24 protein-coding genes are annotated in these 21,797 nt (G+C 60.6%); 8 read left to right on the top strand and 16 right to left on the bottom strand.

Translation table 11 applies throughout. The features are described 5' to 3' along the window. Positions 1-28: 28 nt before the first annotated feature. The gene (locus ACERJA_RS02495) at positions 29-2,065 is read right to left on the bottom strand and encodes a primary-amine oxidase (protein ID WP_373606724.1); all 2,037 of its coding nucleotides are present in this window, start codon (positions 2,063-2,065) and stop codon (positions 29-31) included. 211 nt (positions 2,066-2,276) lie between these two features. On the opposite strand from ACERJA_RS02495, the gene ACERJA_RS02500 reads away from it, so the two are divergent. Further along, positions 2,277-2,915 (top strand): phosphoribosyltransferase, encoded by a 639-nt coding sequence (locus ACERJA_RS02500; protein WP_373606725.1) that lies wholly within the window; start codon positions 2,277-2,279, stop codon positions 2,913-2,915. Between the two features lie 127 nt (positions 2,916-3,042). Then, entirely contained in the window at positions 3,043-4,260 is a 1,218-nt protein-coding gene (locus ACERJA_RS02505) for a CBS domain-containing protein (RefSeq protein WP_373606726.1), read from the top strand. A gap of 45 nt (positions 4,261-4,305) precedes the next feature. On the opposite strand, the gene ACERJA_RS02510 is transcribed toward ACERJA_RS02505, so the two are convergent. The 8 genes from ACERJA_RS02510 to ACERJA_RS02545 all read right to left on the bottom strand — a co-directional run bounded on the left by ACERJA_RS02510 (position 4,306) and on the right by ACERJA_RS02545 (position 11,253). Continuing rightward, positions 4,306-4,755, bottom strand: coding sequence for a universal stress protein (locus tag ACERJA_RS02510; RefSeq protein ID WP_373606727.1), 450 nt, complete (start codon positions 4,753-4,755; stop codon positions 4,306-4,308). Between the two features lie 202 nt (positions 4,756-4,957). Beyond that, a complete protein-coding gene (locus tag ACERJA_RS02515; RefSeq protein ID WP_006066797.1) occupies positions 4,958-5,152 on the bottom strand; it encodes a DUF2196 domain-containing protein in 195 nt (64 codons plus the stop codon). 140 nt (positions 5,153-5,292) lie between these two features. Beyond that, a complete protein-coding gene (locus ACERJA_RS02520; protein ID WP_373606728.1) occupies positions 5,293-6,198 on the bottom strand; it encodes a glycosyltransferase in 906 nt (301 codons plus the stop codon). A gap of 96 nt (positions 6,199-6,294) precedes the next feature. Further along, positions 6,295-7,536, bottom strand: a complete 1,242-nt coding sequence (locus ACERJA_RS02525) for a glycosyltransferase (protein ID WP_373606729.1) — start codon at positions 7,534-7,536, stop codon at positions 6,295-6,297. 448 nt (positions 7,537-7,984) lie between these two features. Then, entirely contained in the window at positions 7,985-8,404 is a 420-nt protein-coding gene (locus tag ACERJA_RS02530) for a universal stress protein (protein WP_373607444.1), read from the bottom strand. A gap of 78 nt (positions 8,405-8,482) precedes the next feature. Further along, a complete protein-coding gene (locus ACERJA_RS02535) occupies positions 8,483-8,887 on the bottom strand; it encodes a universal stress protein (RefSeq protein WP_373606730.1) in 405 nt (134 codons plus the stop codon). Between the two features lie 128 nt (positions 8,888-9,015). Continuing rightward, the gene (locus ACERJA_RS02540; RefSeq protein ID WP_373606731.1) at positions 9,016-10,494 is read right to left on the bottom strand and encodes an AMP phosphorylase; all 1,479 of its coding nucleotides are present in this window, start codon (positions 10,492-10,494) and stop codon (positions 9,016-9,018) included. A 612-nt stretch (positions 10,495-11,106) separates the two neighbouring features. After that, positions 11,107-11,253 carry a hypothetical protein gene (locus ACERJA_RS02545; protein WP_373606732.1) on the bottom strand — a complete coding sequence of 49 codons (147 nt, stop codon included), beginning with the start codon at positions 11,251-11,253 and terminating at the stop codon, positions 11,107-11,109. A 131-nt stretch (positions 11,254-11,384) separates the two neighbouring features. Between ACERJA_RS02545 and ACERJA_RS02550 the strand changes: the two genes are divergently transcribed. Together ACERJA_RS02550 and ACERJA_RS02555 are read left to right on the top strand one after the other, a co-directional pair. Continuing rightward, complete coding sequence (locus ACERJA_RS02550) at positions 11,385-11,840, top strand: Hsp20/alpha crystallin family protein (RefSeq protein ID WP_373606733.1); 456 nt, start codon at positions 11,385-11,387, stop codon at positions 11,838-11,840. Between the two features lie 140 nt (positions 11,841-11,980). After that, positions 11,981-12,616: a dienelactone hydrolase family protein gene (locus tag ACERJA_RS02555; RefSeq protein WP_373606734.1), complete on the top strand. Its 636-nt coding sequence runs from the start codon at positions 11,981-11,983 to the stop codon at positions 12,614-12,616. Between the two features lie 17 nt (positions 12,617-12,633). Here the strand turns inward: ACERJA_RS02555 and ACERJA_RS02560 are convergent, their stop codons facing one another. Beyond that, positions 12,634-13,257 (bottom strand): SagB/ThcOx family dehydrogenase, encoded by a 624-nt coding sequence (locus ACERJA_RS02560; RefSeq protein WP_373606735.1) that lies wholly within the window; start codon positions 13,255-13,257, stop codon positions 12,634-12,636. A gap of 135 nt (positions 13,258-13,392) precedes the next feature. Between ACERJA_RS02560 and ACERJA_RS02565 the strand changes: the two genes are divergently transcribed. Further along, positions 13,393-13,833, top strand: a complete 441-nt coding sequence (locus ACERJA_RS02565; RefSeq protein WP_373606736.1) for a universal stress protein — start codon at positions 13,393-13,395, stop codon at positions 13,831-13,833. Positions 13,834-13,866: 33 nt separating this feature from the next. On the opposite strand, the gene ACERJA_RS02570 is transcribed toward ACERJA_RS02565, so the two are convergent. After that, entirely contained in the window at positions 13,867-14,310 is a 444-nt protein-coding gene (locus ACERJA_RS02570; RefSeq protein WP_373606737.1) for a universal stress protein, read from the bottom strand. Between the two features lie 90 nt (positions 14,311-14,400). Here ACERJA_RS02570 and ACERJA_RS02575 point away from each other — a divergent pair, with 90 nt between their 5' ends. Both ACERJA_RS02575 and ACERJA_RS02580 read left to right on the top strand, forming a co-directional pair. Then, on the top strand, positions 14,401-14,883 hold the full coding sequence (locus ACERJA_RS02575) for a universal stress protein (RefSeq protein WP_373606738.1): 483 nt from the start codon (positions 14,401-14,403) through the stop codon (positions 14,881-14,883). Positions 14,884-15,018: 135 nt separating this feature from the next. Further along, a complete protein-coding gene (locus ACERJA_RS02580) occupies positions 15,019-15,897 on the top strand; it encodes a universal stress protein (RefSeq protein WP_373606739.1) in 879 nt (292 codons plus the stop codon). An 18-nt stretch (positions 15,898-15,915) separates the two neighbouring features. On the opposite strand, the gene ACERJA_RS02585 is transcribed toward ACERJA_RS02580, so the two are convergent. Next, positions 15,916-17,286: a nicotinate phosphoribosyltransferase gene (locus tag ACERJA_RS02585; protein ID WP_373606740.1), complete on the bottom strand. Its 1,371-nt coding sequence runs from the start codon at positions 17,284-17,286 to the stop codon at positions 15,916-15,918. Between the two features lie 255 nt (positions 17,287-17,541). After that, complete coding sequence (locus tag ACERJA_RS02590) at positions 17,542-17,859, bottom strand: hypothetical protein (protein ID WP_373606741.1); 318 nt, start codon at positions 17,857-17,859, stop codon at positions 17,542-17,544. A 386-nt stretch (positions 17,860-18,245) separates the two neighbouring features. On the opposite strand from ACERJA_RS02590, the gene ACERJA_RS02595 reads away from it, so the two are divergent. After that, positions 18,246-18,680, top strand: a complete 435-nt coding sequence (locus tag ACERJA_RS02595; protein ID WP_373606742.1) for a pyridoxamine 5'-phosphate oxidase family protein — start codon at positions 18,246-18,248, stop codon at positions 18,678-18,680. Between the two features lie 71 nt (positions 18,681-18,751). On the opposite strand, the gene ACERJA_RS02600 is transcribed toward ACERJA_RS02595, so the two are convergent. From ACERJA_RS02600 to ACERJA_RS02610, 3 genes are all read right to left on the bottom strand, one after another. Next, positions 18,752-19,168, bottom strand: coding sequence for a universal stress protein (locus ACERJA_RS02600; protein ID WP_373606743.1), 417 nt, complete (start codon positions 19,166-19,168; stop codon positions 18,752-18,754). Between the two features lie 352 nt (positions 19,169-19,520). Beyond that, the gene (locus ACERJA_RS02605; protein ID WP_373606744.1) at positions 19,521-19,964 is read right to left on the bottom strand and encodes a pyridoxamine 5'-phosphate oxidase family protein; all 444 of its coding nucleotides are present in this window, start codon (positions 19,962-19,964) and stop codon (positions 19,521-19,523) included. 142 nt (positions 19,965-20,106) lie between these two features. Continuing rightward, a complete protein-coding gene (locus ACERJA_RS02610; RefSeq protein WP_373606745.1) occupies positions 20,107-21,675 on the bottom strand; it encodes an ABC1 kinase family protein in 1,569 nt (522 codons plus the stop codon). Positions 21,676-21,797: the final 122 nt, after the last annotated feature.

Genomic DNA, 21,797 nt, shown 5'->3' on the forward strand with positions numbered 1-21,797 from the left:
AGGACTGTTCGCGCCCGCTGGGTGGCGATCAGTCGTCATCGGATCCCGCGACAGCGTCAGGGTCGTCGTACTTCTCCTCGCGGCGAGCGTGGATGTCCTTGATCGCGTGCTCTGGCGGAACATCGATTGCGGGGTTTTCCTCGAAGAAGTTCACCGGCTCCAGTTTGAAGCTCGCTATGTGAACGGGAAGGATCGGCCAATCCTCCGGTCGAGTAACGTGATTCACGCCGAGTGTGTACCACAACACGAGGTCTTCGCCATCGAGTGACCGGTCGTTCGCCGTCCACTTCGGGAGCCCGTCACCGCCGGGAGTTTGGTTCGGGTACTCTCCAGCCGGGTACCGCTCGTCATCTCGATACGGCGTCGCCCACAGATGGTATTTGATGTACCCGGTCCGTTCCATAATACTCGAGTGATCCTGGACGGCGGCCTCGACGTTTGAACCGGGGGCGAGCTTGTACGCGACCGGCCGGTCGACGTGGTTCGTCTTCTCTGCGTGTTCAACCTGCCAATACCTGCCTTTGAGTGGGTCGATGAGCTCTTTTGCCTCCGATTCTGACTCGAGTTGTGTCTTGTCTGCGTAGAAAGACGCACCCGTCGGGTTGAGTCCGTCGACGTCCTCTTTCCCGTCCCATCTGATCTCCGTGTTCGGACCGTTCGGCACTGGCTGATTCTGTCGCCGGTAGAGGACGTTGTCCGAGCCGTCGACCTCCATATCCAACCGGAAGCTGAAGAAATGCTGGTGGAGCATCCCTTTCACGTTCGGCGCGAGCAACTCGGCGTAGCCAGACGTTACGTCTTCATCCGGACCAACCAGTCCGTTGCTATCGATTCCGGTGAGCCGGACCTGGGGTTCGACCGAACCGTCCTGGTAGAAGTACCAGTTGAACTCGTAGTCGTAGTTGCCGACCGTTGCGACAAAGGAGATGACGAGGCGACGGTTGCGTCGGACCTCGGAGTTCTCGGTCCGCCAGTTCGTATGTTTCCAGAGCGTTCCGTAGTCCTCTTCGTGGACACAGATGACGTTCGGGAGCACTCGAACCTCGCCGTCGGCATCGTTCATCACCGCGTCGAAATAGTGCATATGCCCGAGGCAGTCACAGCCTTCCGTCAACGAGTTTGCCAGCCGACCGATGTTGTATTCGCCGATGTCGATCGCGTTTTTCCAGTTGTGATTAGGGTCTTTCTCGCCGTAGGGGACGTTCATCTCGGCCGCGGACGCACGGTGGATAATCGGTCTGACGTCGCCGTCGTCCTCATAGCCGATGTTGTAGAGAACGAGTCCCTCGCGCTGGTTCCATCCGACGCGAATGTGCCAGTTTTGCCACTCGATCTTTCGGCCGTCGATCTCCCAGCTTGGACCCTCCGGCTGATCGACGTTGTACGGTTTCAGATCGTCTCGAAGATCACGGTCTTCCTCGCGGTATTTCGCATCCTCGAGGTCTGTAAGTACATTGTCTACTTTCGTGCCTCTGTCGATGAGTTCGACAACGACCATCTCGTCGAGGTCGACGAACGCATGGATACCGTCCAACGGTCGAGCGTAGCCGTTGTCCGTTTCGCTCGTTCGGATCCACGACATCGCGTGAGCGAGCCGGCGATCTGGGTCGATCCCCTCGGGGACGAGATGGTGGCCGACGGACCATGGATCGACGATCGCCAGATCGAAGTTCTCGACGCCACGCTTTGCGGCGGCTGCTTGCCACTCGTCGTTGTTTTTGACGACCCGCTCGCACTCGTCGAACTCAGCGAGGGTAATCGATGGCTGGACGTTCGGCTTTTCTTCCCAGGAAGTCAGCTCCGCGTCGTCTAGCGAGACGACCGCCTCGTAGGTCGTCTTCTCCTCGCTGTCTCGCAGTATAACAAACGCTTCGCGCTCGACGTCTGTGCCGTTCTTTTCGTATGCTTTGACCGCTGCTTTCTGCGGCTGTTTGCGTTCGATCTGTACGTACCGGATCCCCTCGCCGAGTTCGCGTTCAGCATCGAGGACATCTCGCGCGTGCTCGATTTCGTCTGCGGTCAGCGGATCGTACGGATGATGCTTTTCTTTGGTTTCTGTTGCCATGGTCTATGATATCGTATCCCAATCAAATACATATAGATACGGGGCAGTTTCAGAACCTCGAGCCAGACCCCGAATCGGCGTCGCTTTGCCCCCTCGAGCAGTCGCTAGAATCCAGCGAGTGTACCAGTACAGCAGTCAGTACTCGAGTATGTCCGTTCTCGCGAGGAGTGCCCGACTGTTATATATTACCGCTTCGCTTCATGATGTGACGATGGCAGGATCTCAACGATTCACGGACCGGACGGACGCCGGAGAGCGGCTTGCAACCGCGCTTCGTGAGCAGGGCATCGACGCCGATATCGCGCTTGCGATCCCTCGTGGCGGGCTCCCGCTCGGGCGAGCGGTCGCTGACGAACTGGACATCCCGCTCGACATCGTCGTTGCAAAGAAGATCGGGGCCCCAGGAAACCCGGAGTACGCCATCGGGGCCGTCGCAAGCGACGGGAGTGTCTGGCGGAACGAGGCGGCGTTCCGCGGGACCAACACCGATGAGGAATATTTCCAGCAACGCCTCGATGAGGAGGCCAAAAACGCCCGGCAGAAAGCCGAACGGTACCGGGGCGATCGTGACGCACCGGAGTTAGCCGGAAGGACCGTGGTCGTCGTCGACGACGGCGTCGCGACGGGGTCGACCGCCAGAGCGTGTCTCAAGACGCTCAACGAAACAGACGCCGAACGAATCGTTCTGGCCGTGCCTGTCGGCCCACCCGACACGATCGACAGCCTCGAATCGGAGACGGACACGGTCGTCTGTCTCGAGACACCACGAGGGTTCAGGGGTGTCGGACAGTTCTACGAGAACTTCGGGCAGGTGTCCGACGAGGAAGCAATGACGTATCTAGAGCAGTGAACAGTAACCCAGACAGTCCGGATCCCGGGTCTACCCTCGAGTACTTGTGGGAGACTGACGAAGACAGTGACAACCCGGTTGGAGCAGGACAGTAACTCGAGCACCCACGCGGAAACAGACAGAACACATGGATATCGCTGATATCGTTTCGGAGGAGTACGTTGAATTCACCCCAGAGACACCGGTTTCGAAGCTTGTCGGCACGTTCGAAGATTCAAGCGTCAACGGCGTCGTCGTACAGGGAGACGAGTTCGAAGGCATCGTCACGCGGCGACAGCTCGCCACCTCACATCGCCAACCCAATCAAAAGATCGGTTCGTTGGTCTGGCATGTCCCTCGACTGATGCCCGACGAGGACATTCGCAAGGTGGCACAGCTGATGATCGACAGCGACTCACAGCTCCTTCCCGTCTTCGAGGGGGAGACACTGCTTGGTGTCGTCACCGCCGACGCGATCCTCGAAAAGGTCGAATCGTTTCTCGATGCAGCGACCGTCGCAGAGGCTTCGTCGAACGATCTCGTTGCGCTCGATCCGGAATCGACACTCGGGGATGCGCTCAACATTTTCCGGGAGAACCGGATCACGCATCTCCCGGTCGTCGAGAACGGAACGACAGCCGGCGTGCTGAGCCTCTACGACATAACTGATCTGACGATTCGCGCCGAAGTCCAGAGTCAGGGCGGGGATGCGGGCGGGACCGACCCGTTCGGGGGTGAGATCTCCACCAGCACTGCTCGCGCGCGCCGGGGTGGGTTCGGCGCTCGAGAGGGCGAATCTGCGCGGATGCTGGATCTCCCGATCAGGGACGTCATGACCTCGCCAGTGCGGACGGTCCATCCGGACGAGACGCTCGAGACGGCCGTCAAAGAGATGTTCGAGACCGATGGCTCGTCGCTGATCGTCACGACGGACGGCACTCCCTACGGGATCGTCACGAAGACGGATATCCTCGACTCGCTGACGTGGGAAGCTGGCGGGAACCGGAGCGTGCAGGTGTATGGCGTCGATCTGATCGACGACACGAGCTACGACGATATCGTGGCGATGGTTGAGTCGTTCGACGACAAAGACCACGGCATGAACGTCTTGGATGCGAAAGTTCACCTCCACGAGCACGACGAGACACGCCGTGGAATGCCGCTCTTGCTCGCCCGCATCCGTCTACACACCGATCGCGGGCTGTACATCGCCTCTGGAGAGGGGTACGGCGCGAGTCACGCGCTCAACGAGGCCCAAGACGTGCTGGAACGGCAGATCCGCGACGCGAAGACGTACGGACAGAGCAAAAAGCCCCCAACCGAGGAGTTCTGGGAGAAACGCTTTGGTTGGTTACTCGAGGAGTAACCGTCGGCACTGTCCCAGTCCGTGAACAGCCAGGGTGTGGCGAGGTTAGCGGACGACGGTGACCGGAACGGTCGCCCGTTCGACGATCGATTTCGCAACGCTGCCAATCATCAACCCCGCACGCTCCGATCGGCCGCGGTGGCCGACGAAGATTGTGTCGAATCCGTCGTCCTCGGCGAAGTCGGTGACAGCCGCGACCGGATTCCCGTAGAGCAGTTCGGTCTCGACGTCGTGTCCGAGTTCGTTGGCGAAATCGGCTGCGTTCTCGAGGAGCTCTAGCCCCCGCTGTTCGGCGTCATCGATGCTCTCGAGGACGAGTCGCTGGTCGGCGTCCCACAGCGAGACGGTCGGTTCGTCCCCACCCTCGTCGTGGGCGGTCGGGTTAACGGCGTAGACGACCGTGATCGAGCCATCCATCGCGTCTGCGATGTCGGCGGCGTAGGCGAGTGCGTTCTCGGACTCTTTGGAACCGTCGACGGCTGCGAGACAATCCATACCCATCTCTTCGTTCCGAACCCAGTTAAAACGAGCCGTGAGGTGGAGATCGACCACGAGCCAACCGTACTGACGGCGGCAGCTGCTCAAGGCCGGAGATCGAGTTTATACGGAGGAGCGCTGGCGCTTTCGGATTGGCCTGGCCCGGTCGAACGTCTCTGCAAGCTGGAGACGGCGTACCGAAATCCGCCCGCAACCTCGGTCAGTGCTCCGGTCCGATTCGCTTGACACGCCCCCGTGGACCGGATTTGAGCTTGACGAGTATTCCCTCGGGGTGGGTGCGGTCGTCGGTGAGAATAGCGCCAACCTCACCGATGAGACGATCGCCGTTTTCCTGTTCGACCTCAACAGTCATTCCCTGGATGAGTTCGTCTCGCGTTGGCAGGTCTGCCGACATACACTGAACCGAATGATAGTGAGCCCCTTAGAAGGCGGGCGTTATACTGTCGGACAGCAGTCAGTAAGCCGTCGGTCGCGAGTTCGTTTCGCGCCCATCTCGGCCGTGAGTCACGGCGATGAAACACGGCTGTCTCCGGACTACTCGAGGACGGTCACATCGAACGTCTCCTCCCACCGGTAGCGTCGCCCGCCCCAGACGAACGTCGGCCTGACGATGCCGGCGACCCCGAGGAGAGGGGCAAGGACGGCTGCGGGTGCCGCGAACAGCCACGTTCGTCGGTCGACGCCGAGCGCACGGTATCGGTCGTACGCGAGGGCAGTCACGCCCACGGCGACGGCAAGCGGCGCGAGCGTCCCGATCACGACGACGGCGAGGAAAACGGCGAAAATCGCAAGCGTTCTCCTCGGCGCAAATCGATAGAAGATCGTGACGAACCGCGTGAGCCGTTCGTAGGTGGCACGGGGCCCACCCGGGACCCGGACCTCGTTGACCAGTTCTCGTGAGGCGACGACGTCGTCGACGTACTCGGCGAGCAACGCATCGTCCGAGATGGTCCGGCGCAGGTCGGCGATGTACCCCTCGATGTCGATGTCGCGTCGATCGAACGTGACGCCGCCGCCCCAGGTCACCCAACTCGTTCGATCGACCACGAGCGAGGCGACCACGATACAGAGCGGTTCGAGCAGTTTAAACGGGTACTCCTCGCTCACGAAGACCGGAATCGCTGTCACCGTCCCGTGTTCCTCGCCGAGGCGCTTGATTGTGGCCAGCCAGTCGTCGTCGCGGTCGACGTCATCATCGGTCAGGACGATCCGATCCTGAGAGGCGTGTTCCAGCGCGAGCGCGACGGCGTTTGCCTTCCCCGAACAGCCTTCGGGGTCGCCGGCAACGAGCAACTCGGCTGCCTCGGGACGATCCGCGCTCGCAACCGGATCGCCCTCGCTGTCACAGACGACGAGGAGTTCGTCCTCGGCCTCGAGCTGGCGAGACAGCTGTTCACAGGACTGCGTCCACTCGAACGTCGGCAGAATAATACTCGCCATCGACTCCCATCCACCAGCCGGACGGACAACAGTGTTGGGGAGAGCAAAGCGGGTGTCCCGCCTCGCTTCGACCATCCCACTCTCGAGGTCGTCGATTCACGAGCCATCGACGAGCGACGCAACGACATCGAGAGACTCGGCAAGCTGTCTGGGAAGCACGAACTGCGCTCGAACGTGTTCATGGCCGTTCTGCCCGAGCGTTCGCCTGTGGTCATCGGCCTCGAGCAGCCGCTCGATCCGGTCTGCTGTGCCGGCGACGTCGGTTGGGTCCACGAGATAGCCGCCCTCGCCGTTCTCGATCTGGAGCGGGATACCGCCAGCAGTCGAGCCGACGACCGGTGTCCGCTTCCAGAGCGCCTCGGAGACGACGAGCCCGAACCCCTCTCGAAGCGATTTCTGGACGACGACATCGGAGCGACGCTGCAACAGATTCACTGTTTCGTCGGGAAGCTCTGTTAGGACGTACACGTTGGGGTCGTCCGCCGCTTCAGCCGCGACCTGTTCGTAGATCGCCTCACCCTCCGGGTCGTCGTCGGCCATGCCGCCGACCAGCGCCAGTTGTGCATCCGGATGATCGTCGACGACACGTCTGTAGGCCTCGAGCGTGCCGAACTGATCTTTCCACGGATCGAACCGTGACACCTGCGTCACGAGTGGTGCATCGAACGAGAGCGGTGCCAATCGCTCGCGTTCGGTCTCGATGGTCGCATCGTCAAGCGCGCGGTTCTTCGCAGAAAGCGGATCGATCGACGGATGCACGACGCTCGAGACAGGGAGGTCGATCGCGTCTTCGTAGATTTGACGGCTGAACACCGCGTGATCGACTGCCTTCGCGTAGGCGGTCACAAACGAGAGATGCTCGCTCGAGGAGTCGGTGAGATCGATGTGACAGCGCCAGATCACGGGCACCGTCGGCATCCGGTCGGTGAGCACGTCGATCATGCCGAGTGGCTGTGGGTCGTGCAGGACGATGACGTCGTAGTCGGCATCGATCGCGGCTGCGTTTTGCTCGACGACCGACGTATAGGTTACTTTCATCTCGTCGGTCAGCCGGATACCCTCTCCCTGGAGTCCGTTGTGGAGCGCCTTGGTCACCTCGAAAAAGGCGCTGTCGGCGTCCATGACGAGCCAGTCAGTCTCGATCCCGAGATCGTTACTCAACGGGACGATCGACCGCAGCAGTTCTGCGACGCCGCCGCCAGCCGCTGCCGAATTCACGTGGAGAATGTGCGTGTCCTCGAGGGCAGCAGCGAGTGCACGGAGTTGCTCGATTCGGTCGCGATCCGTCACGTCGGCGTACGCTGCGAGCGACGGTGCATCGGGAGATGGTCCGTGCATCGATTTCGGGTAGCTACGAGAAGCAGACACGTATCAGTTACACCTACTTGGCGTACCGCCAACGCAATCGGTACAGATGAGCGAATTCTGACGGTTTTCTGCTCGTGTGCTCGCTCTGGTCACTGCCGTCTGACAGACCACTCGCTCGCATCAGATCGGTTTTCCAGCGGTGACCGATGCTGTCGCGACCCGCAACCGCTCTGGCGGTCCCGGTCAGTCGAGGACGCCACGCACGTTCGGGCTATCCTCGAAAACGCACGGCTCGGGTCCGCATCACGGTGTCGTTCGCTGCCGATGGCCTGTCGGAACCGGACTGCGAGAGAACACGAAAGTCGGCGACTGACCAGCCGCGGACGACTCAGACGGTTTGTACGGTCTGTTGTCCGTGTTAGTGGTGCAACCGCAGGCTGATCGCGGTTGCATCGGAACTGACCTCAAGGGGTCCGTCTCAGGCGGTCAACACTGGCCGGTCTGCAGTTCGGACGATTCGCTCGGCGACGCTGCCGATCTTGTTCGTTCGTGTGTGACTCTGTCCCTGGTAGCCGATCACGATCAGATCCGCATCGAGCTCGTCTGCCTTCTCGCTGACTGCTTCCCAGGGGCGGCCGTGACAGACGTTCCACGTACAGTCGATGCCGACGTTGTCCGCGCGATCGCTGATCTCTTCGAGCATCGCAGCTCCCTGTTCCTCGAGTCTGTCAAGGACGATCTCAGCACTGCTCAGCGCTGTTTCACCGTAGCGGTGGGTCTCGACACAGTACATCGCGTGCACGTCGGCGCCGTATCTGTCTGCGAGTTCCATTGCGTGCTCTACTGCCCGATTTGCCGGGTCGCTCCCGTCAGTCGGGACGAGAATCGTCTCATACATTGGCGTAGCGGTATGCATGTTGGAAGCTGCCAAATAGGTTATACCCGAAACACTGACAGATTGATCGACTGGTCTCCGTTAGGCGGTCAGTACTGGTCGGTCGACGTATCTGACGACGCGTTCTGCGGTGCTTCCGATCTCGTCGCTAGAGTCGAGCCCACGGTTCCCCAGTAGTATCAGGTCCGCATCGATCGAGTCGGCGTAGCTACCGATCTCGTCGTGTGGACGGCCGCGACGCACGGTGGTGGTCACGTCGACATCGGCTCTCGTTTCCATCTCTGCCAAGAGCTCTTCAGCACGGTCGCTCAGATCTCCGATCACGCTGTCGGAATCCGATAACATCGAGTCGCCGTACCGTCGGGTGTCGACGACCGAAATCCCGTGGAGGTCTGCGTCGAATGTCGATGCCAGATCGAGTGCGTGGTCGACCGCACGGTTTGCCGAGTCGCTCCCGTCCGTCGCAACGAGGATCGTATCATACATGCCGTACGTGTCCAACCACTGGGCAGACCAAATAAGTTACACCTCTACGCAACGCCGGCTGCCCGTCAGTTTCGACAGACTCGCGACCGCTATCCGATTGCATCGGGTCAGCGTGACAGTCGGTTGTCTCACCGACGTTCGACGAGCGCATCCGCCTTGCTCCGGACGCGGATCGGCTCGAGTCGATCAGCAAGCCGCTCCGCCTCTGTCAGCTTGGCCGGCGTCTCGGCGTGGATCGTATACAGCGGATCTCCGGTCTCGATCTGGTTGGTAGCGGTCTGGTGAATCACGAGCCCAGCACGGCTATCGAGTGGTGCACCAGCTCTGCGTGCGAGATCACAGAGCTGCCGGTTGTCGACGCGCGTCACGACCCCGGAACGATCCGCATGGATAGTCGTCGACTCCGCCCCCGGCTCGAGGTCGTCGGATTCGATCTCCGGATCACCACCCTGTGCGGCGATAATCCGGCGGAACCGTTCGAGTGCCTCCCCCGACTCAAGGATTTCGGTCGCCGACGCATCGACGCCACAGTGTGTGAGCAGCATGTCTGCGAGTCGGAGTGACTTCAGTCGCAGCGACTCCGGGCCCTCGCCCTCGAGCACTGCAAGGACGTCTCGGGCCTCGAGCGCTGGCCCGACGCCGCGGCCGATCGGATCGGTTCCGTGGGTAATCGCACAGCTGACGTCGACTTCGAGATGATCCCCGACACGTTTGAAATCGTCCGCAAGCTCCCGTGCTGCGACGAGACTCTCGACTTTTGCCCCTTCGCCGTAGGGGATGTCGATGACGATATGAGTTGAGCCGGCACTGCGCTTTTTCGAGAGCACTGACGCAATGAGCTGGCCCGGCGGATCGATCGAGAGCGGGTTTTCGGCACGGATGATCTCGTCGTCGACCGGCGAGAGATCCACACCGCCGCCCCAGACGAGACAGCCGTTCGTCTCCGCGACGATCGACTCGATCTCAGCAATCGTAAACTCCACGTCACAGAGGACCTCCATCACGTCTGCCGTTCCCGCCGGCGAGGTTACGGCCCGCGAAGAGGTTTTGGGCATCGTCAGCCCTGCCGCCGTCACGATTGCGACCATGATCGGCGTCACGCAGTTGCCCGCCACGCCGCCGATCGAGTGTTTGTCCGCGACGACTGGGGACTCCCACGACAGTCGCTGACCGACGCCGCTCATCGCTTCCGTCAGGTGTTTCGTCTCCTCGAGTGAGAGCCCGTTCGTATACACTGACGAGACGTAGGCGCTCAGTTCGACGTCGGAGAGGCGATTCTCGTGGATATCTCGGACGATCGTCTCGAGTTCGCTGGCCTCGAGTTCGACGTCGTCTAACTTCTTACGGACGTACCGAACCGATTTCGGTGTGCCGGCGAGTGTCACGTTAACAGTTCCGCTGACGTGATGGAGCGGTTCCGTCACGCCGACGGAGCCTGCCTCGACCAGTTCGTCGGTCCGTTTGACGATTCCCGTCGTCGTTCCATCGTCGTGTTCGATCCGAACGCGATCGAGCGGGTGTGCACCCAGTTCGTCGGCATCGACGGTGTTCAACAGCACGAGTGGGCGGCTTGTGCCGATGTCGACCGTGGTCGTCTCGAGTTGCATTCGTCTGTCCGGACTCACTGTGGGGTCAAAACGATAGCGGGCCAACGGTGCGGGCGTCGATCGACGGCCGGCGTGTTGGTTATTAGTAGACAGTAGCACGATTTCGTTATTCAGTCTCGTGTTTGAAACGGAATCGGAGCAGTTCGGTCACCACGTATGCGGACTGAACGCCAGAATCTCCATCAGATAAGATAACCGTTCTATCTTATCAGCTATCACCTGTGATGAAACCTTCGACGAACATTAGTATTGAAAAGACTCCAACGGCGATTACTAGTGTCAACCATCCCCCATCATTTGGTTTATATACCTCAGAGATCATGCCATAAAAGACGAGGCTTAGGAGTGCGGAAACTAGTGCTATTGCAAAAAGGCGTACATTCGAGGGGTCACTCATGTCATAAACTTATTTTATACAAACACATAATTTTTGTAGTTTCTATATTAGACATTCATTAGGCGGAAAGGGGAATCATATATCAAGTCCCCCGTGTGGACGACTCGTCACTCCAGCACGCCACCTGTCACGACTCCGGTAACTGTATTACCTATACTGACCACCAGTTTCACGGACAACTCTGAATAACGAAATCGTACTACCAACTACTGTTATTAAAGCAGGATCGGGAGCGTTTCGACGAGTTTGACCTGGGCGGTTCGTTTGAGCGTCGGCCAGATCCCCTTTCGAACGAGGGTTGCGTCGGTTTCGATCCCGCCACCGGATTCGTACTCGAGGCCGTGATACGTACTTTCGCTCACTGTATGATAGGCCACCGCGAGAACCGTATCCGTTGGCCCAAAGCCGGCGGCGGTCGCTCAGCTGACCGCATGAAACGCTTAACACCAATGCCGTTGGACTCAGACCCAGGGTCTCACCCCGTGATATTCATATGAGCACAGACAGCAACCCGTTTCGAAACCTCGAGAAGCAGTTCGAGCGTATGCAACGACAGATCGAAGAGGCACTGGAGATGTGGGATTTCGACCAGTTCGACCAGTCACAGGCGGCCGTGACGACGATGGGGGTCGACCTGGCCGACCACGGCGAGACGTTCGTCCTGACAGCCGACGTGCCGGGGTTCGAGAAAGACGATATCGACGTTCGCCTCTCCGAGAACACGATCCACATCACCGCAACACGCGAATCGGAGACGACCGACGATCCCGAGGACGAGTTCTACATCAAAAGCGAGCGGGCTCGCCAGTCGCTGAGTCGCTCCATCCGGCTCCCTGATCCGGTCGACGAGGAGGCTGTCGAGGCGCGGTATCGAAACGGCGTGCTCACGATTACGCTGCCCAAACGCGACCCGGAAACCCGCGAAGGACAGCAGATCGATATCGAATAGCGGCGAACACGAGCCCACAGTTCCGGACCCGCGAACGTGACAGTCGACGGCTGCGAGACTCATCGCCGGCTCGCAGTCCTGAACAGTCGTCCGAACGGACTGATGACAACACTAAGACGACGGCGGTTGGAGATCAGTTCATGTCCGGCGAGAACGTTACACCGATTCCAGTCGACGACGTCGAACTCGAGGGAGAACTCATCGTTCCCGATGGCGCGAGCGGCCTCGTCGTCTTCGCTCACGGGAGCGGCAGCAGTCGAAAGAGTCCCCGGAACAACTACGTCGCTGACGTCATCCGCGAGCGAGGGCTTGGAACGTTACTGTTCGACCTGCTCACAGAGGAAGAAGACCGATATCGAGAGAACCGGTTCGACATTCCGCTGTTGACTGACAGACTCGTCGCGGTGACCGAGTGGCTCCGAGGCCGCGAGGAGACTGCAGACCAACGCTACGGCTACTTCGGCTCGAGCACCGGTGCGGCGTCGGCGCTGCGAGCCACAGCGCGTCCCGAGACCGAGATCGACGCCGTCGTCTCCCGGGGCGGCCGCGTCGACCTCGCGTCGGAGCGCCTCTCGAATGTTACTGCTCCCACGCTCTTTATTGTCGGCGGCGATGACACACAGGTCCTCGAACTCAATCGCGAGGCTGCCGCCGCGCTCACCTGCGAACACGACCTTCATATCGTCGCAGACGCAGGCCACCTTTTCGAAGGCCCCGGCCACTTGGAGGAAGTCGCCGAGGTCGCAGCTGACTGGTTCGAACGGCAGTTGGCGTGACACAGCGCGCGGAGCGGTCACTGGTCTGTTGTTCCGTGCCCGAACGGCACCAGATACAGCGCCTCAAGTCGCGCCGGCAGTTCGAGCACGGCTGCGACGTCGTCGTCGGAAAACGCACCGACAGGACAGCTACACAGGTCGCGTGACTCACAGACGAGATGGACGTTCTGTGCCGCGTGTCCAGCCTCCATGTGGACGTATCGATCACCGTGGTCTGGATACTGCCGTCGCGTTCGGTCGGCGTTCGCAGCAAGGACGATCGTCGCCGGCGCGTCTCGTATCACTTCCTGGTCCAGCGCTGCCCGCGTGAGTTCGCCGTGAACCGCCGTCTCGAGTTCGCTCTCGAGGCGATGGTGTGCTGACGCGTATCGATACAGGCCCGGCTCCAGCTCCGGGCACCCCTCCGGCGCGACCTCGAGAAACGCGGTGAGTGGGTACGTCGCTCCGGCGCTTGGCACGGCTCGCATCTTGGTTCCCTCGCGGACGTGGGTTACGCCCTGGGCTGCCCACAGAAGCTGAGAGACGTCTGTCAGTGTGACCGGTGTTCGAGTGAACGATCGCCGACTCGCTCTGGTTGCGATCGCACGTTCGACGCTCGTCGAGCTATCTGTTTCGGGTTTCGGGAGTTCGATCGAAGCCATGGCGTTCGTCCACCGACGGGCGACAAAAGACCCTGCCCCTGTGTCGACCCCGCGGCTCTCGAGACGATCCTCGATCGGGATCCGTGCAGCTGCCCGGTCCGATACTATATCCCGCTCTGGATGGAAGACGAGAACATGTCCAGATCGGTTCTCGTTCCCGTCGATGGATCGCCGCTGTCACTGTACGCGCTTCGGCACGCGTTACGGGCGTTCCCGGATGCAGCGGTCACGGTCTACCACGTGGTCGATCTGTTCGAACCCGACTACAGCACCGACGTCGAGTCCGGCTACGAACCGATGATCGGGTCAGAAGCGTGGTACAGAACCGTCGACGACGCGACCGACCAGCTCTTTGCGGAGGTCGACGAGGTCGCCGCCGACTACGACCGATCGGTCACAACGGAGTCGGATATCGGCGAACCAGCACGGCTTATCCTCGAGTACGTCACGGACGAAGCCATCGATCACGTCGTCCTCGGTTCACACGGCCGGCTGACAGCGAACCGGTCGCTCTTTGGGAGCGTTGCCGAGACCGTCGTCCGTCGAGCACCCGTCCCCGTCACCGTCGTCCGGTGAGCTGTCGATACGGACTGTCCTGCTCCGTGCCCGCTACGTCGGCTCGTCGTGCTGTGGTTCTCGAACGATCGTCACCGGAACGGAGGCCCGTCGAACGACAGTTTCGGCCACACTCCCGAGAAGGAGTCGGTCGAGCCCGCTGCGACCGCGACTCCCCATCACGACCTGGTCGATGTCCTCCTCCTCGAGGTATCGAACGATCACGTATTTCGGTCGCCCGTACCGCCACTCCGTTTCCACGCTTGCATCGACGGCCGCTGCGATGTCGTGGACGCCGTTGAACACGTCGGTCGCGTATTTGCGTGCACGGCGTTGCCACCGCCGTCCGTCTTCGACGCCGGCATCGGTGTGCTCTGCGAACGGTTCGACCACGTGAAAGACGACGATCTCGGCGTCGGGAAACGTCTCGAGTGCGAATCGAAGTGCAGCGTCCGCGTGCTCGCTGTCGTCGTGTGGGACGAGAATCGTCTCGCTCATATCGCCGCCATATGAGTGGCAGCCGTATCAGTGTCACTGTGGCGCATGCCCAAAGATTTTGACCAGCTGGAACGAACGCTACCGTATACCATGACGTTTCTCGCCCCGTTCGACGGCTCGTATCTGGCAGAAGCAGCACTGGTGCGCGCATCTGAGTACGGCGAGGCGCTGGACGAGGACGTGATCGCGCTCTCGGTGGTCCCTGATGACGAGGCGTACGCGACGAGCGTTGGCTGGTACGAAACCGGCGAAGACGAACCGTTTAGCGTCTCCTACGTCACCGGACGGCTTCGAGACGGGGTCGACGATATCGCACCCGATGCGACGTTTCGAGATGAGCGAATCGACGATGGGTCGGCCGCGGCGATCGCAGCCCGGATCACGGACGTTGCCGACGAGATTCGGCCATCGGTTGTCTTCCTCGGCACCGACAACGTCGGCGAAATTGCCCAGCCGGTGACGAGTGTTGCCGGTGGCGTCGCTGCGAACGCGACGTACGACGTCCACATCGTCCGATACTACGCCCCACCATCGATCTCCGAGATTCAGTTGGAGAAAGGGGCATACCAGTAGCCGAAACGAACACAACACTCGTCCCGATCGGAACACAACTCGAGCGAGCCTGGGCGCAGCTATCGATTCCCTGACCGATCGCACGCTGTGGAAATACGAGTGTGTTTGATAGGCATCCGGATCGAACGATCCAGCATGTTCACGACGATTCTCGTCCCGACCGACGGCAGCGCTGGCGCCGACGCATCGATCGGTCACGCACTCGAGCTTGGTCAGACGTATGAGGCGACGATGCACGCACTCTACGTCGTCGACACCAGCGCTGAGCCGACGGAACTTGCGGCCGACGAGCGCGATGAACTCTACGCCCCATCCGAGAGAGCAGGTCGCGAGGCGACGATCCGAATCACGGATCAAGCCGAAGCACACGACCTGCAGGCCGCTCGAGAGGTCCGTGAGGGCGTCCCACACCGAACGATCCTCGAGTACGCCGACGAGCAGGCTGTCGACATGATCGTGATGGGGACACACGGGCGAACGGGCGCTGATCGGGCCCGACTGGGCAGTACCACCGAACGCGTACTCGCACTTGCAGACGTCCCGGTGCTTTCGGTCCGCCTGCCCGACGACGGCGGCGACGCCCCTGCAGCCGGTGGACCGTACGATCGGATTGTGATTCCGACCGACGGGAGCGACGCCGCCGAACGCGCCGCCGAGAACGCCCTCGAGATTGCAGACAAATACGATGCCGACGTTCACGCTGTCTACGTGGTTGATACGACGACGTACGACCTCGAGGATTCTCCGCGAAGCATCATCGGCCTTCTCAAAGAGGGTGGCCAAAACGCGACGGAAGCGGTCGCAGAGATGGCACGTGACCGTGACCTCGACGCGACGACCGAGGTCCGCCGTGGCGTTCCAGCCGAGGAACTGCTCGAGTACGTCTCGTCGGTCGACGTCGACCTCATCGCGATGGGCACACGTGGTCGTGCCGTCGGCTCCGGCCGACTGCTGGGGAGTACGACGGCCCGTGTCGTCCGCCGGTCGCCGGTTCCCGTCCTGACCGTCGACTAGTACCGAGCTCGCCGGCCTCTACTCTGCAACTCGGGACTCGAGTTCCCGTGTCAGTTCGTCGGTTTCCTGTTGTAACGCGTCGCTGATTCGAACGTCGTACGGGTCCGGATTCTCGAGTTTTCGGTGTTTCTCGGGCAGTTTCTGTCGATGCGTGCGTGCCCGCGTTCGGATCTCCTCGAGGGCTGGAAGCTCCGTGACGCGGTCGCCGTCTTCGATGATCGTGACCAGTTGTTCCTCGCCGGGCAGTTGCTCGTCTCGGAGCCCGATGACGTCGCCCGTGTACTGGCCGTCCGACTCGGTGCGTCGAACGCTTTTCGGGCTGGGGTAGGTCACTTTTCCGGGTGAAAGTTTCATCGTCGGCTGTAGCTCACCGTCGCGTTCGACGGCGACGAGCTTGTAGACGCCTTCGACTTTCGGTGCGTCCGTACTCGTCACCAGCGCGGTGCCTGGGCCGAAGCCAGCGCCGACACCGTCTCTGTCGAAGAACTCGTCGATCGCATACTCGTCGATCCCCGAGGAGATGAACTGGTCGACGTCGGGCAGAACCTCGTCGACAGCTTTCGAGAGTGCCGGGAGATCGCCGGAGTCGAGGCGAACGCCCCGGATCGATGCCCCTTTCTCGTCGGCGACAGCCTTTGCAAGTGCTGCACCCTGGACCGTGTCGTAGGTGTCGATCAGGAGCACGCTCTCGTCGCCGTACTCGTCGACGAACGTCTCGAAGCTGTCGCGTTCGTGCTCGAAGCTCTGGACCCACGAGTGGGCCATCGTTCCAGAGACGGGAATCCCGAACGCCTCGCCAGCGGCGACGTTCGAGGTGCCATCGAAGCCACCGATGTACGCGGCTCGAGCCGCCTTCATCCCGGCGTCGGTGCCGTGGGCTCGTCGCGAGCCGAAGTCGATCAGTTGCTGTCCGTCTCCGTTCCTGTCGATGACATCTCGCATTCGGCTCGCCTTCGTCGCGATGAGCGACTGATAGCCGATCTGGTTGATCAGCGCCGTCTCGAAGAGCTGTGCCTGCAGGATGGGGGCTGTCACCTCGAGCAGCGGTTCGTTCGCGAAGACTGGCGTCCCTTCGGACAGGGCGCGCACCTCGCCGGTAAACTCGAGGTCCGACAGGTGTTCAAGGAACGCATCGTCGAACCCGGTGTCGGCCAAAAACTCGAGTGCGCGCTCACTAAACGAGAGCGTCTCGATGTAGTTGATCGCCTGTTCTAACCCCGCGGCGATCATGTATCCTCGATCTGGTGGCAGGTCACGGACGAAGAGACTGAACGTCGCCGTCGGATTATGCTCCTGATTAGCATACGCTTGCATCATTCGCAGCTCATAGAGGTCGGTGAACAGCGGTATGTTCTCCTCGGTCAGGGAGCCAAACGTTGTCTGAGACATTGCGTCGGCTACACACACCACGTTCAGACTGATAACTCCCGGTGTGGGCCGCTCCCTGAACTCGATGAGCCGCTCTCGTTTGGCGACCGACGCCGCCCTCGAGAGCAGTGTCTCGCCGATATCCGATCGACACGTGATCGCTGGCAGCCTGTCGAAGCCGAACACTCGAAGAGACACAGAGATTGTTCGACAGCCTGCCACAGTCGATCAGGTGACAAACAGACCACTCACGGGCTGACACCCGTCTCGTAGCGGTTACTGGAGGCCGATCATGCCGAGAACGTCTGTGATCAGCTCACAGTGGTAGTATCGGATCAGATCCGCCTCGCTGTCGTAGTCGATGAGCCCATGATCGTCGAGCATCGGTAGGTGGACGTGGTGGAACTCTCGTTTCCGGGCCTCGGGATCGACCCGTTCGTCTGTCGTGGACTGACGAATGAGTTTCGATAGCGGGAGCTGGTCGTCCTCACAGGATTCGAATACAGCGATGAGTTTCCGGCGACGGGCGTCGGCAAGGAGTCGGAAAACAGCGTCTGTATCACACGTACACCGTGTGTATCCATCTCCGTCCACGATCTGACACTCGTTCATTGTTCTGACAATCTGAAGGTGAACGGGCGAGGACAAATACCCACCACGGTCTTCCCACGGTGTGAAAGCTCCACACGTTTTGAAGTATACGTTACGAAATTATGTATTAGAATATAATCTGTTTTCCTGTGAAAAAGGTCAAAATTCGGGTAAGAGAACGCTGGCTGGAGTCGCTCACAGCGATCGCCAACGAGAACATCCCCCAGAACCTGCGGTGCTAGCAATCTTCCGTCTGATCTCCCTAGCATGTCACCCCGTGTGTGTGGTCTCCGCTCAACTGACAGTCTGTTCGTGGTGTCTTTCTTATCTGAGTATCAGTCCCACAGCCTCTATAAGCGGTTCCGTTGTCTGTCATGCTGGTGACCCAAATGACCGACCCATGGTATGGCAAGACGATGGCAGAAGACGAGATCTCAACGTTTCTGAACGAACAGGCAACAGGCGTGCTCTGTCTCGCAAACGAGCAGCGAGCGTACGGTATTCCCGTCGCGTTTGCCTACGACGCAGCCGAGGACCGGGCGATCATGGACCTCGGGTTCGCCGAGGATAGCAAAAAGCGCCGTTTCATCGAGGCGACCGAGGAAGTCTGTCTGACCGTCTATGAGTGGGACGATCCACACAACTGGACGAGCGTGGTACTGAGCGGGTCGTTCGAGCCACTGTCCGAGGACGAACTCGACGACGACATCGAATCCTGGTACTATCGCGTCGCAAAAGATATCGACGTCCCTGACGCCGACGTCGAACTCGAGTGGTACGAGCTCCAGGCCGACGAGCTGTCAGGTGTGGCGCTTTCGGAGTGAGCAACAGCGACTGACAGCGATACGTATCACTCCGGCGGCAGTGTGAGACGCGACAGCGACGTCGAACCGGCTTATCGGACTACAGTCACCGGCACCGTCGCGCGACGGACGACCTGTTCTGCGACGCTTCCCAACAGGACGCGTGACATACCCGATCGACCGTGGCTGCCGAGGACGATCTGATCGACGTCGTTGTCCTCCGCAAAGGAGACGATACTCCGAGCGGGCGTGCCGACCAGTACCTCCGTCGTTATCGATACGTCGTGTTCGTCACCGATCTCCTGTACCGTCTCGAACAGCGATTCGGCGTCTTCTTTCTCGAGTTCGATAAGCCGATCGTAGTTGTACGCCATCTCCCCACGGTACATCGCCATCGACGGGTTGATCACGTGTAGCGCCGTGATCGTGGCGTCCGGATACGTCGTGGCGGCGTGTTCGACAGCCTGTCGTGCTGGATCGGACTCGTCGATTGGGACAAGAACGTTCATACAGACTCATTCTCGAAACAGACGTATATACATACTGGGAGAATTTGGTCACCAGTGAGCCAACACGATCGGGAGCGCTAGTAGCCACTGCACGTCACTGCACACCTGATCACACGACGGGAGCGCGGTTCGGAACGTGCGCGGTTCGGAACGAACGAAGTGAGTGAGAACCGCGGGAAAGCGAACGGGGAGGGACGACCCGTGAGCGAACGACGTGAGTGAGAACCGCGGAAAGTGAACGGGGAGGAACGACCCGTGAGCGATCACCGGAGCGAGAACCGCACTCTGGCGAGCGGGGAACGACGTGACCCGTGAGCGATGCGATCAGTGTGGAATCGGTTCAGTTGTTGCTCTACGTTCCACGTTCTCGCCCAGTTACTGCCTCCATCTCGAGTTCGTAAATCTCGACGTCGAGCGCCTCGACGTCCTGATCGAAGACCGGGAGCTGTCGGAACGACTCGTTGACGGCCGTCTCGTCGAACGCCGATTGCTCCTCATCTGAGAGTTCCTGCAACGGCCCCCTGACGATGATGCTCCAGTACGTGTCTGCACGCTCAATGTCGTACAGACAGAGACAGGCGTCGGCCGTCGCCTCGAGAAACGCCATCTTCGTGCTCGAGCCGTCACTCGTCAGCCGAATGTACAGCGACGAGCCGTCGTAGTGGAAGGCGACCGGAACCGCATACGCCGTCGCATCGTCTGCGAGAGCAAGGACGCCGACTTCGTGCTCGCGCAGTATGTCATCGATGTCTGCGTCGTCCATCCCGAACGTGTACTCGTATGAGATCTTGTCCATTGGTGGCTGTTGGGCCGACGGCATGAAGAATCCCCCGCATGCCGTGATCTATAGTAGCCACTGACCCTCAGTGCACACCAAATCGCACGACAGCTGTGCGATCGGTGTGTAACTCGTTTCAGTTGTTACTATAGCGACGCTCTCAGCGAGCCAGCCGCCGGCGAACGTACTGTCCGAGGAAGACGAGTGCGAGAAGCACACTCACAGCTTCCAGTGGCAGCTCGTGAAACGTCAAGATCGCCCCTGCGACGAACAGGGAGCCAGCAACGATCGCATACCCGACCGCCGGATCCCCGCCGTGTGTCGTCTCGACGGGAGCTGTCCTGACGACGAGTTCGCCGCGCTCGAGCTGTCCGAAGACGGTATCGAACCGGGCAGGCGCTCGAGCGAGCACGGGCGCCGACTCGCGGAGGTCCGTCTGGATATCTGAAAGCAGCGCTTCGAACTCGCTCTCGATGAAGCCCTGATCGACGAGAAACGAGCGCGTCACTCCGAGGAAGTCAAACTCCGGATCGAGGCTTCGACAGACGCCCTCGCCGACCGTGCCGGCCCGAATGAGCAACATCACGTTCGGCGGGATCCGAAACGGAAAGTCATGAAGCATCGCGAACAGCTCGGTGATGATCGCACGCCAGGTAACGACAGAGCGCCCTTCGAGGTTCTCGATCACCAACTCGAGCACCTGTCGGACCGCGGCCCGATCGACCGTCGGATCGAGGATCTCGAGGGCGATGAGCGTGTTCAGCAGGCCGTCGACGTCACGACGGACGAGCGTTCGGTACAGGCTCGTGAGATCGGTCTGTTCCTGTGTCGTCAGTCGCTGGCTCATGCCGTAATCGTAGATGACGAGCCGTCCATCGTCGGTCACTGCGAGGTTGCCCGGATGCGGGTCAGCGTGGAAGACGCCGTCGACGAGGCTCATCTTCAGATACGTGCGGGCGATCACCGTCGCCATCTCGGTCGGCCCGATTCCGACTGCCTCGAGGGCGCGGTCATCGGTGATCTTGTCCCCGTCAACGTATTCCATCGCCACCACGCGTTCCGAACACAGTTCGTCGTACGTCGTGGGGACGACGACCCGCTCGTTGTCCGCGAGGTTGGCCCCGATTTCGGCCATGATCGACGCCTCGCGCTTGAAATCTAGCTCCTCGAGAATGATGTTCTCGAAGTCGTCGGCGAGGTTCTCGATCGAGTAGCGCTGGCGTTCGGTAGCAAACATGGTAAGCAGCGGGACGATTCCCCTGATGACCCGGAGGTCTCGCTCGATCAGCGACACCAGCCCCGGCCGTCTGACTTTCAGGGCGATTCGGTCACCCTCATACGCTGCAGTGTAGACAAACGCGAGCGAGCCGCCCGCGACGGGCTCGAGCGTCTCGAGATCGATCTCGTCACCGAGTTCGGCCTCAACGACGGTTAGCGGGTCGCCGCCTGCATCTTCGGGAACCTCATCCTGGAGCGTCGAAAACGCCTCGACGTACGTTGGGGGGACGATATCCGGCCGCGTCGAGAGCACCTGTCCGACCTTGATAAACGCCGGACCGAGCTCGAGCATCGTCTCGGTGAGCTGTTCAGCGCGGTCGCGATGGGTCGCCGTCGACACCTGCCTGGACGGGCCAAACAGCAGAAATCGCCGCTGGTCCCGCAGTAGCGCGATCGCGATCGGCAGAAAGCGAACGAACACCTGCAGATAGCGGCGATAGTATCCGTTCATTGCTGGCGGCGAACCTGATGCACACTCGAACAGTCGTTCATAGCGTATGTTCGAAGACCCAACACAAATATTCTGTTGGCTGCGTTTCAAAACCAGCCCCGATGGCCGGCGACTCGATTACG

Source organism: Natronorubrum sp. A-ect3 (assembly GCF_041821125.1).
Classification (GTDB): domain Archaea; phylum Halobacteriota; class Halobacteria; order Halobacteriales; family Natrialbaceae; genus Natronorubrum; species Natronorubrum bangense.

Excerpts from the sequence above, each read along its gene's own strand:
- ACERJA_RS02510 (WP_373606727.1), bottom strand. The coding sequence starts at position 4,755 with ATGGATTGTCTCGCAGCCGTCGACGGTTCCAAAGAGTCCGAGAACGCA.
- ACERJA_RS02600 (WP_373606743.1), bottom strand. The coding sequence starts at position 19,168 with ATGAACGTTCTTGTCCCAATCGACGAGTCCGATCCAGCACGACAGGCT.
- ACERJA_RS02605 (WP_373606744.1), bottom strand. The coding sequence starts at position 19,964 with ATGGACAAGATCTCATACGAGTACACGTTCGGGATGGACGACGCAGAC.
- ACERJA_RS02580 (WP_373606739.1), top strand. The coding sequence starts at position 15,019 with ATGTTCACGACGATTCTCGTCCCGACCGACGGCAGCGCTGGCGCCGAC.
- ACERJA_RS02520 (WP_373606728.1), bottom strand. The coding sequence starts at position 6,198 with ATGGCGAGTATTATTCTGCCGACGTTCGAGTGGACGCAGTCCTGTGAA.
- ACERJA_RS02555 (WP_373606734.1), top strand. The coding sequence starts at position 11,981 with ATGTCCGGCGAGAACGTTACACCGATTCCAGTCGACGACGTCGAACTC.
- ACERJA_RS02565 (WP_373606736.1), top strand. The coding sequence starts at position 13,393 with ATGTCCAGATCGGTTCTCGTTCCCGTCGATGGATCGCCGCTGTCACTG.
- ACERJA_RS02585 (WP_373606740.1), bottom strand. The coding sequence starts at position 17,286 with ATGTCTCAGACAACGTTTGGCTCCCTGACCGAGGAGAACATACCGCTG.
- ACERJA_RS02535 (WP_373606730.1), bottom strand. The coding sequence starts at position 8,887 with ATGTATGATACGATCCTCGTTGCGACGGACGGGAGCGACTCGGCAAAC.
- ACERJA_RS02495 (WP_373606724.1), bottom strand. The coding sequence starts at position 2,065 with ATGGCAACAGAAACCAAAGAAAAGCATCATCCGTACGATCCGCTGACC.
- ACERJA_RS02515 (WP_006066797.1), bottom strand. The coding sequence starts at position 5,152 with ATGTCGGCAGACCTGCCAACGCGAGACGAACTCATCCAGGGAATGACT.
- ACERJA_RS02570 (WP_373606737.1), bottom strand. The coding sequence starts at position 14,310 with ATGAGCGAGACGATTCTCGTCCCACACGACGACAGCGAGCACGCGGAC.
- ACERJA_RS02610 (WP_373606745.1), bottom strand. The coding sequence starts at position 21,675 with ATGAACGGATACTATCGCCGCTATCTGCAGGTGTTCGTTCGCTTTCTG.
- ACERJA_RS02505 (WP_373606726.1), top strand. The coding sequence starts at position 3,043 with ATGGATATCGCTGATATCGTTTCGGAGGAGTACGTTGAATTCACCCCA.
- ACERJA_RS02550 (WP_373606733.1), top strand. The coding sequence starts at position 11,385 with ATGAGCACAGACAGCAACCCGTTTCGAAACCTCGAGAAGCAGTTCGAG.
- ACERJA_RS02595 (WP_373606742.1), top strand. The coding sequence starts at position 18,246 with ATGACCGACCCATGGTATGGCAAGACGATGGCAGAAGACGAGATCTCA.
- ACERJA_RS02560 (WP_373606735.1), bottom strand. The coding sequence starts at position 13,257 with ATGGCTTCGATCGAACTCCCGAAACCCGAAACAGATAGCTCGACGAGC.
- ACERJA_RS02530 (WP_373607444.1), bottom strand. The coding sequence starts at position 8,404 with ATGTATGAGACGATTCTCGTCCCGACTGACGGGAGCGACCCGGCAAAT.
- ACERJA_RS02540 (WP_373606731.1), bottom strand. The coding sequence starts at position 10,494 with ATGCAACTCGAGACGACCACGGTCGACATCGGCACAAGCCGCCCACTC.
- ACERJA_RS02525 (WP_373606729.1), bottom strand. The coding sequence starts at position 7,536 with ATGCACGGACCATCTCCCGATGCACCGTCGCTCGCAGCGTACGCCGAC.
- ACERJA_RS02500 (WP_373606725.1), top strand. The coding sequence starts at position 2,277 with ATGGCAGGATCTCAACGATTCACGGACCGGACGGACGCCGGAGAGCGG.
- ACERJA_RS02575 (WP_373606738.1), top strand. The coding sequence starts at position 14,401 with ATGACGTTTCTCGCCCCGTTCGACGGCTCGTATCTGGCAGAAGCAGCA.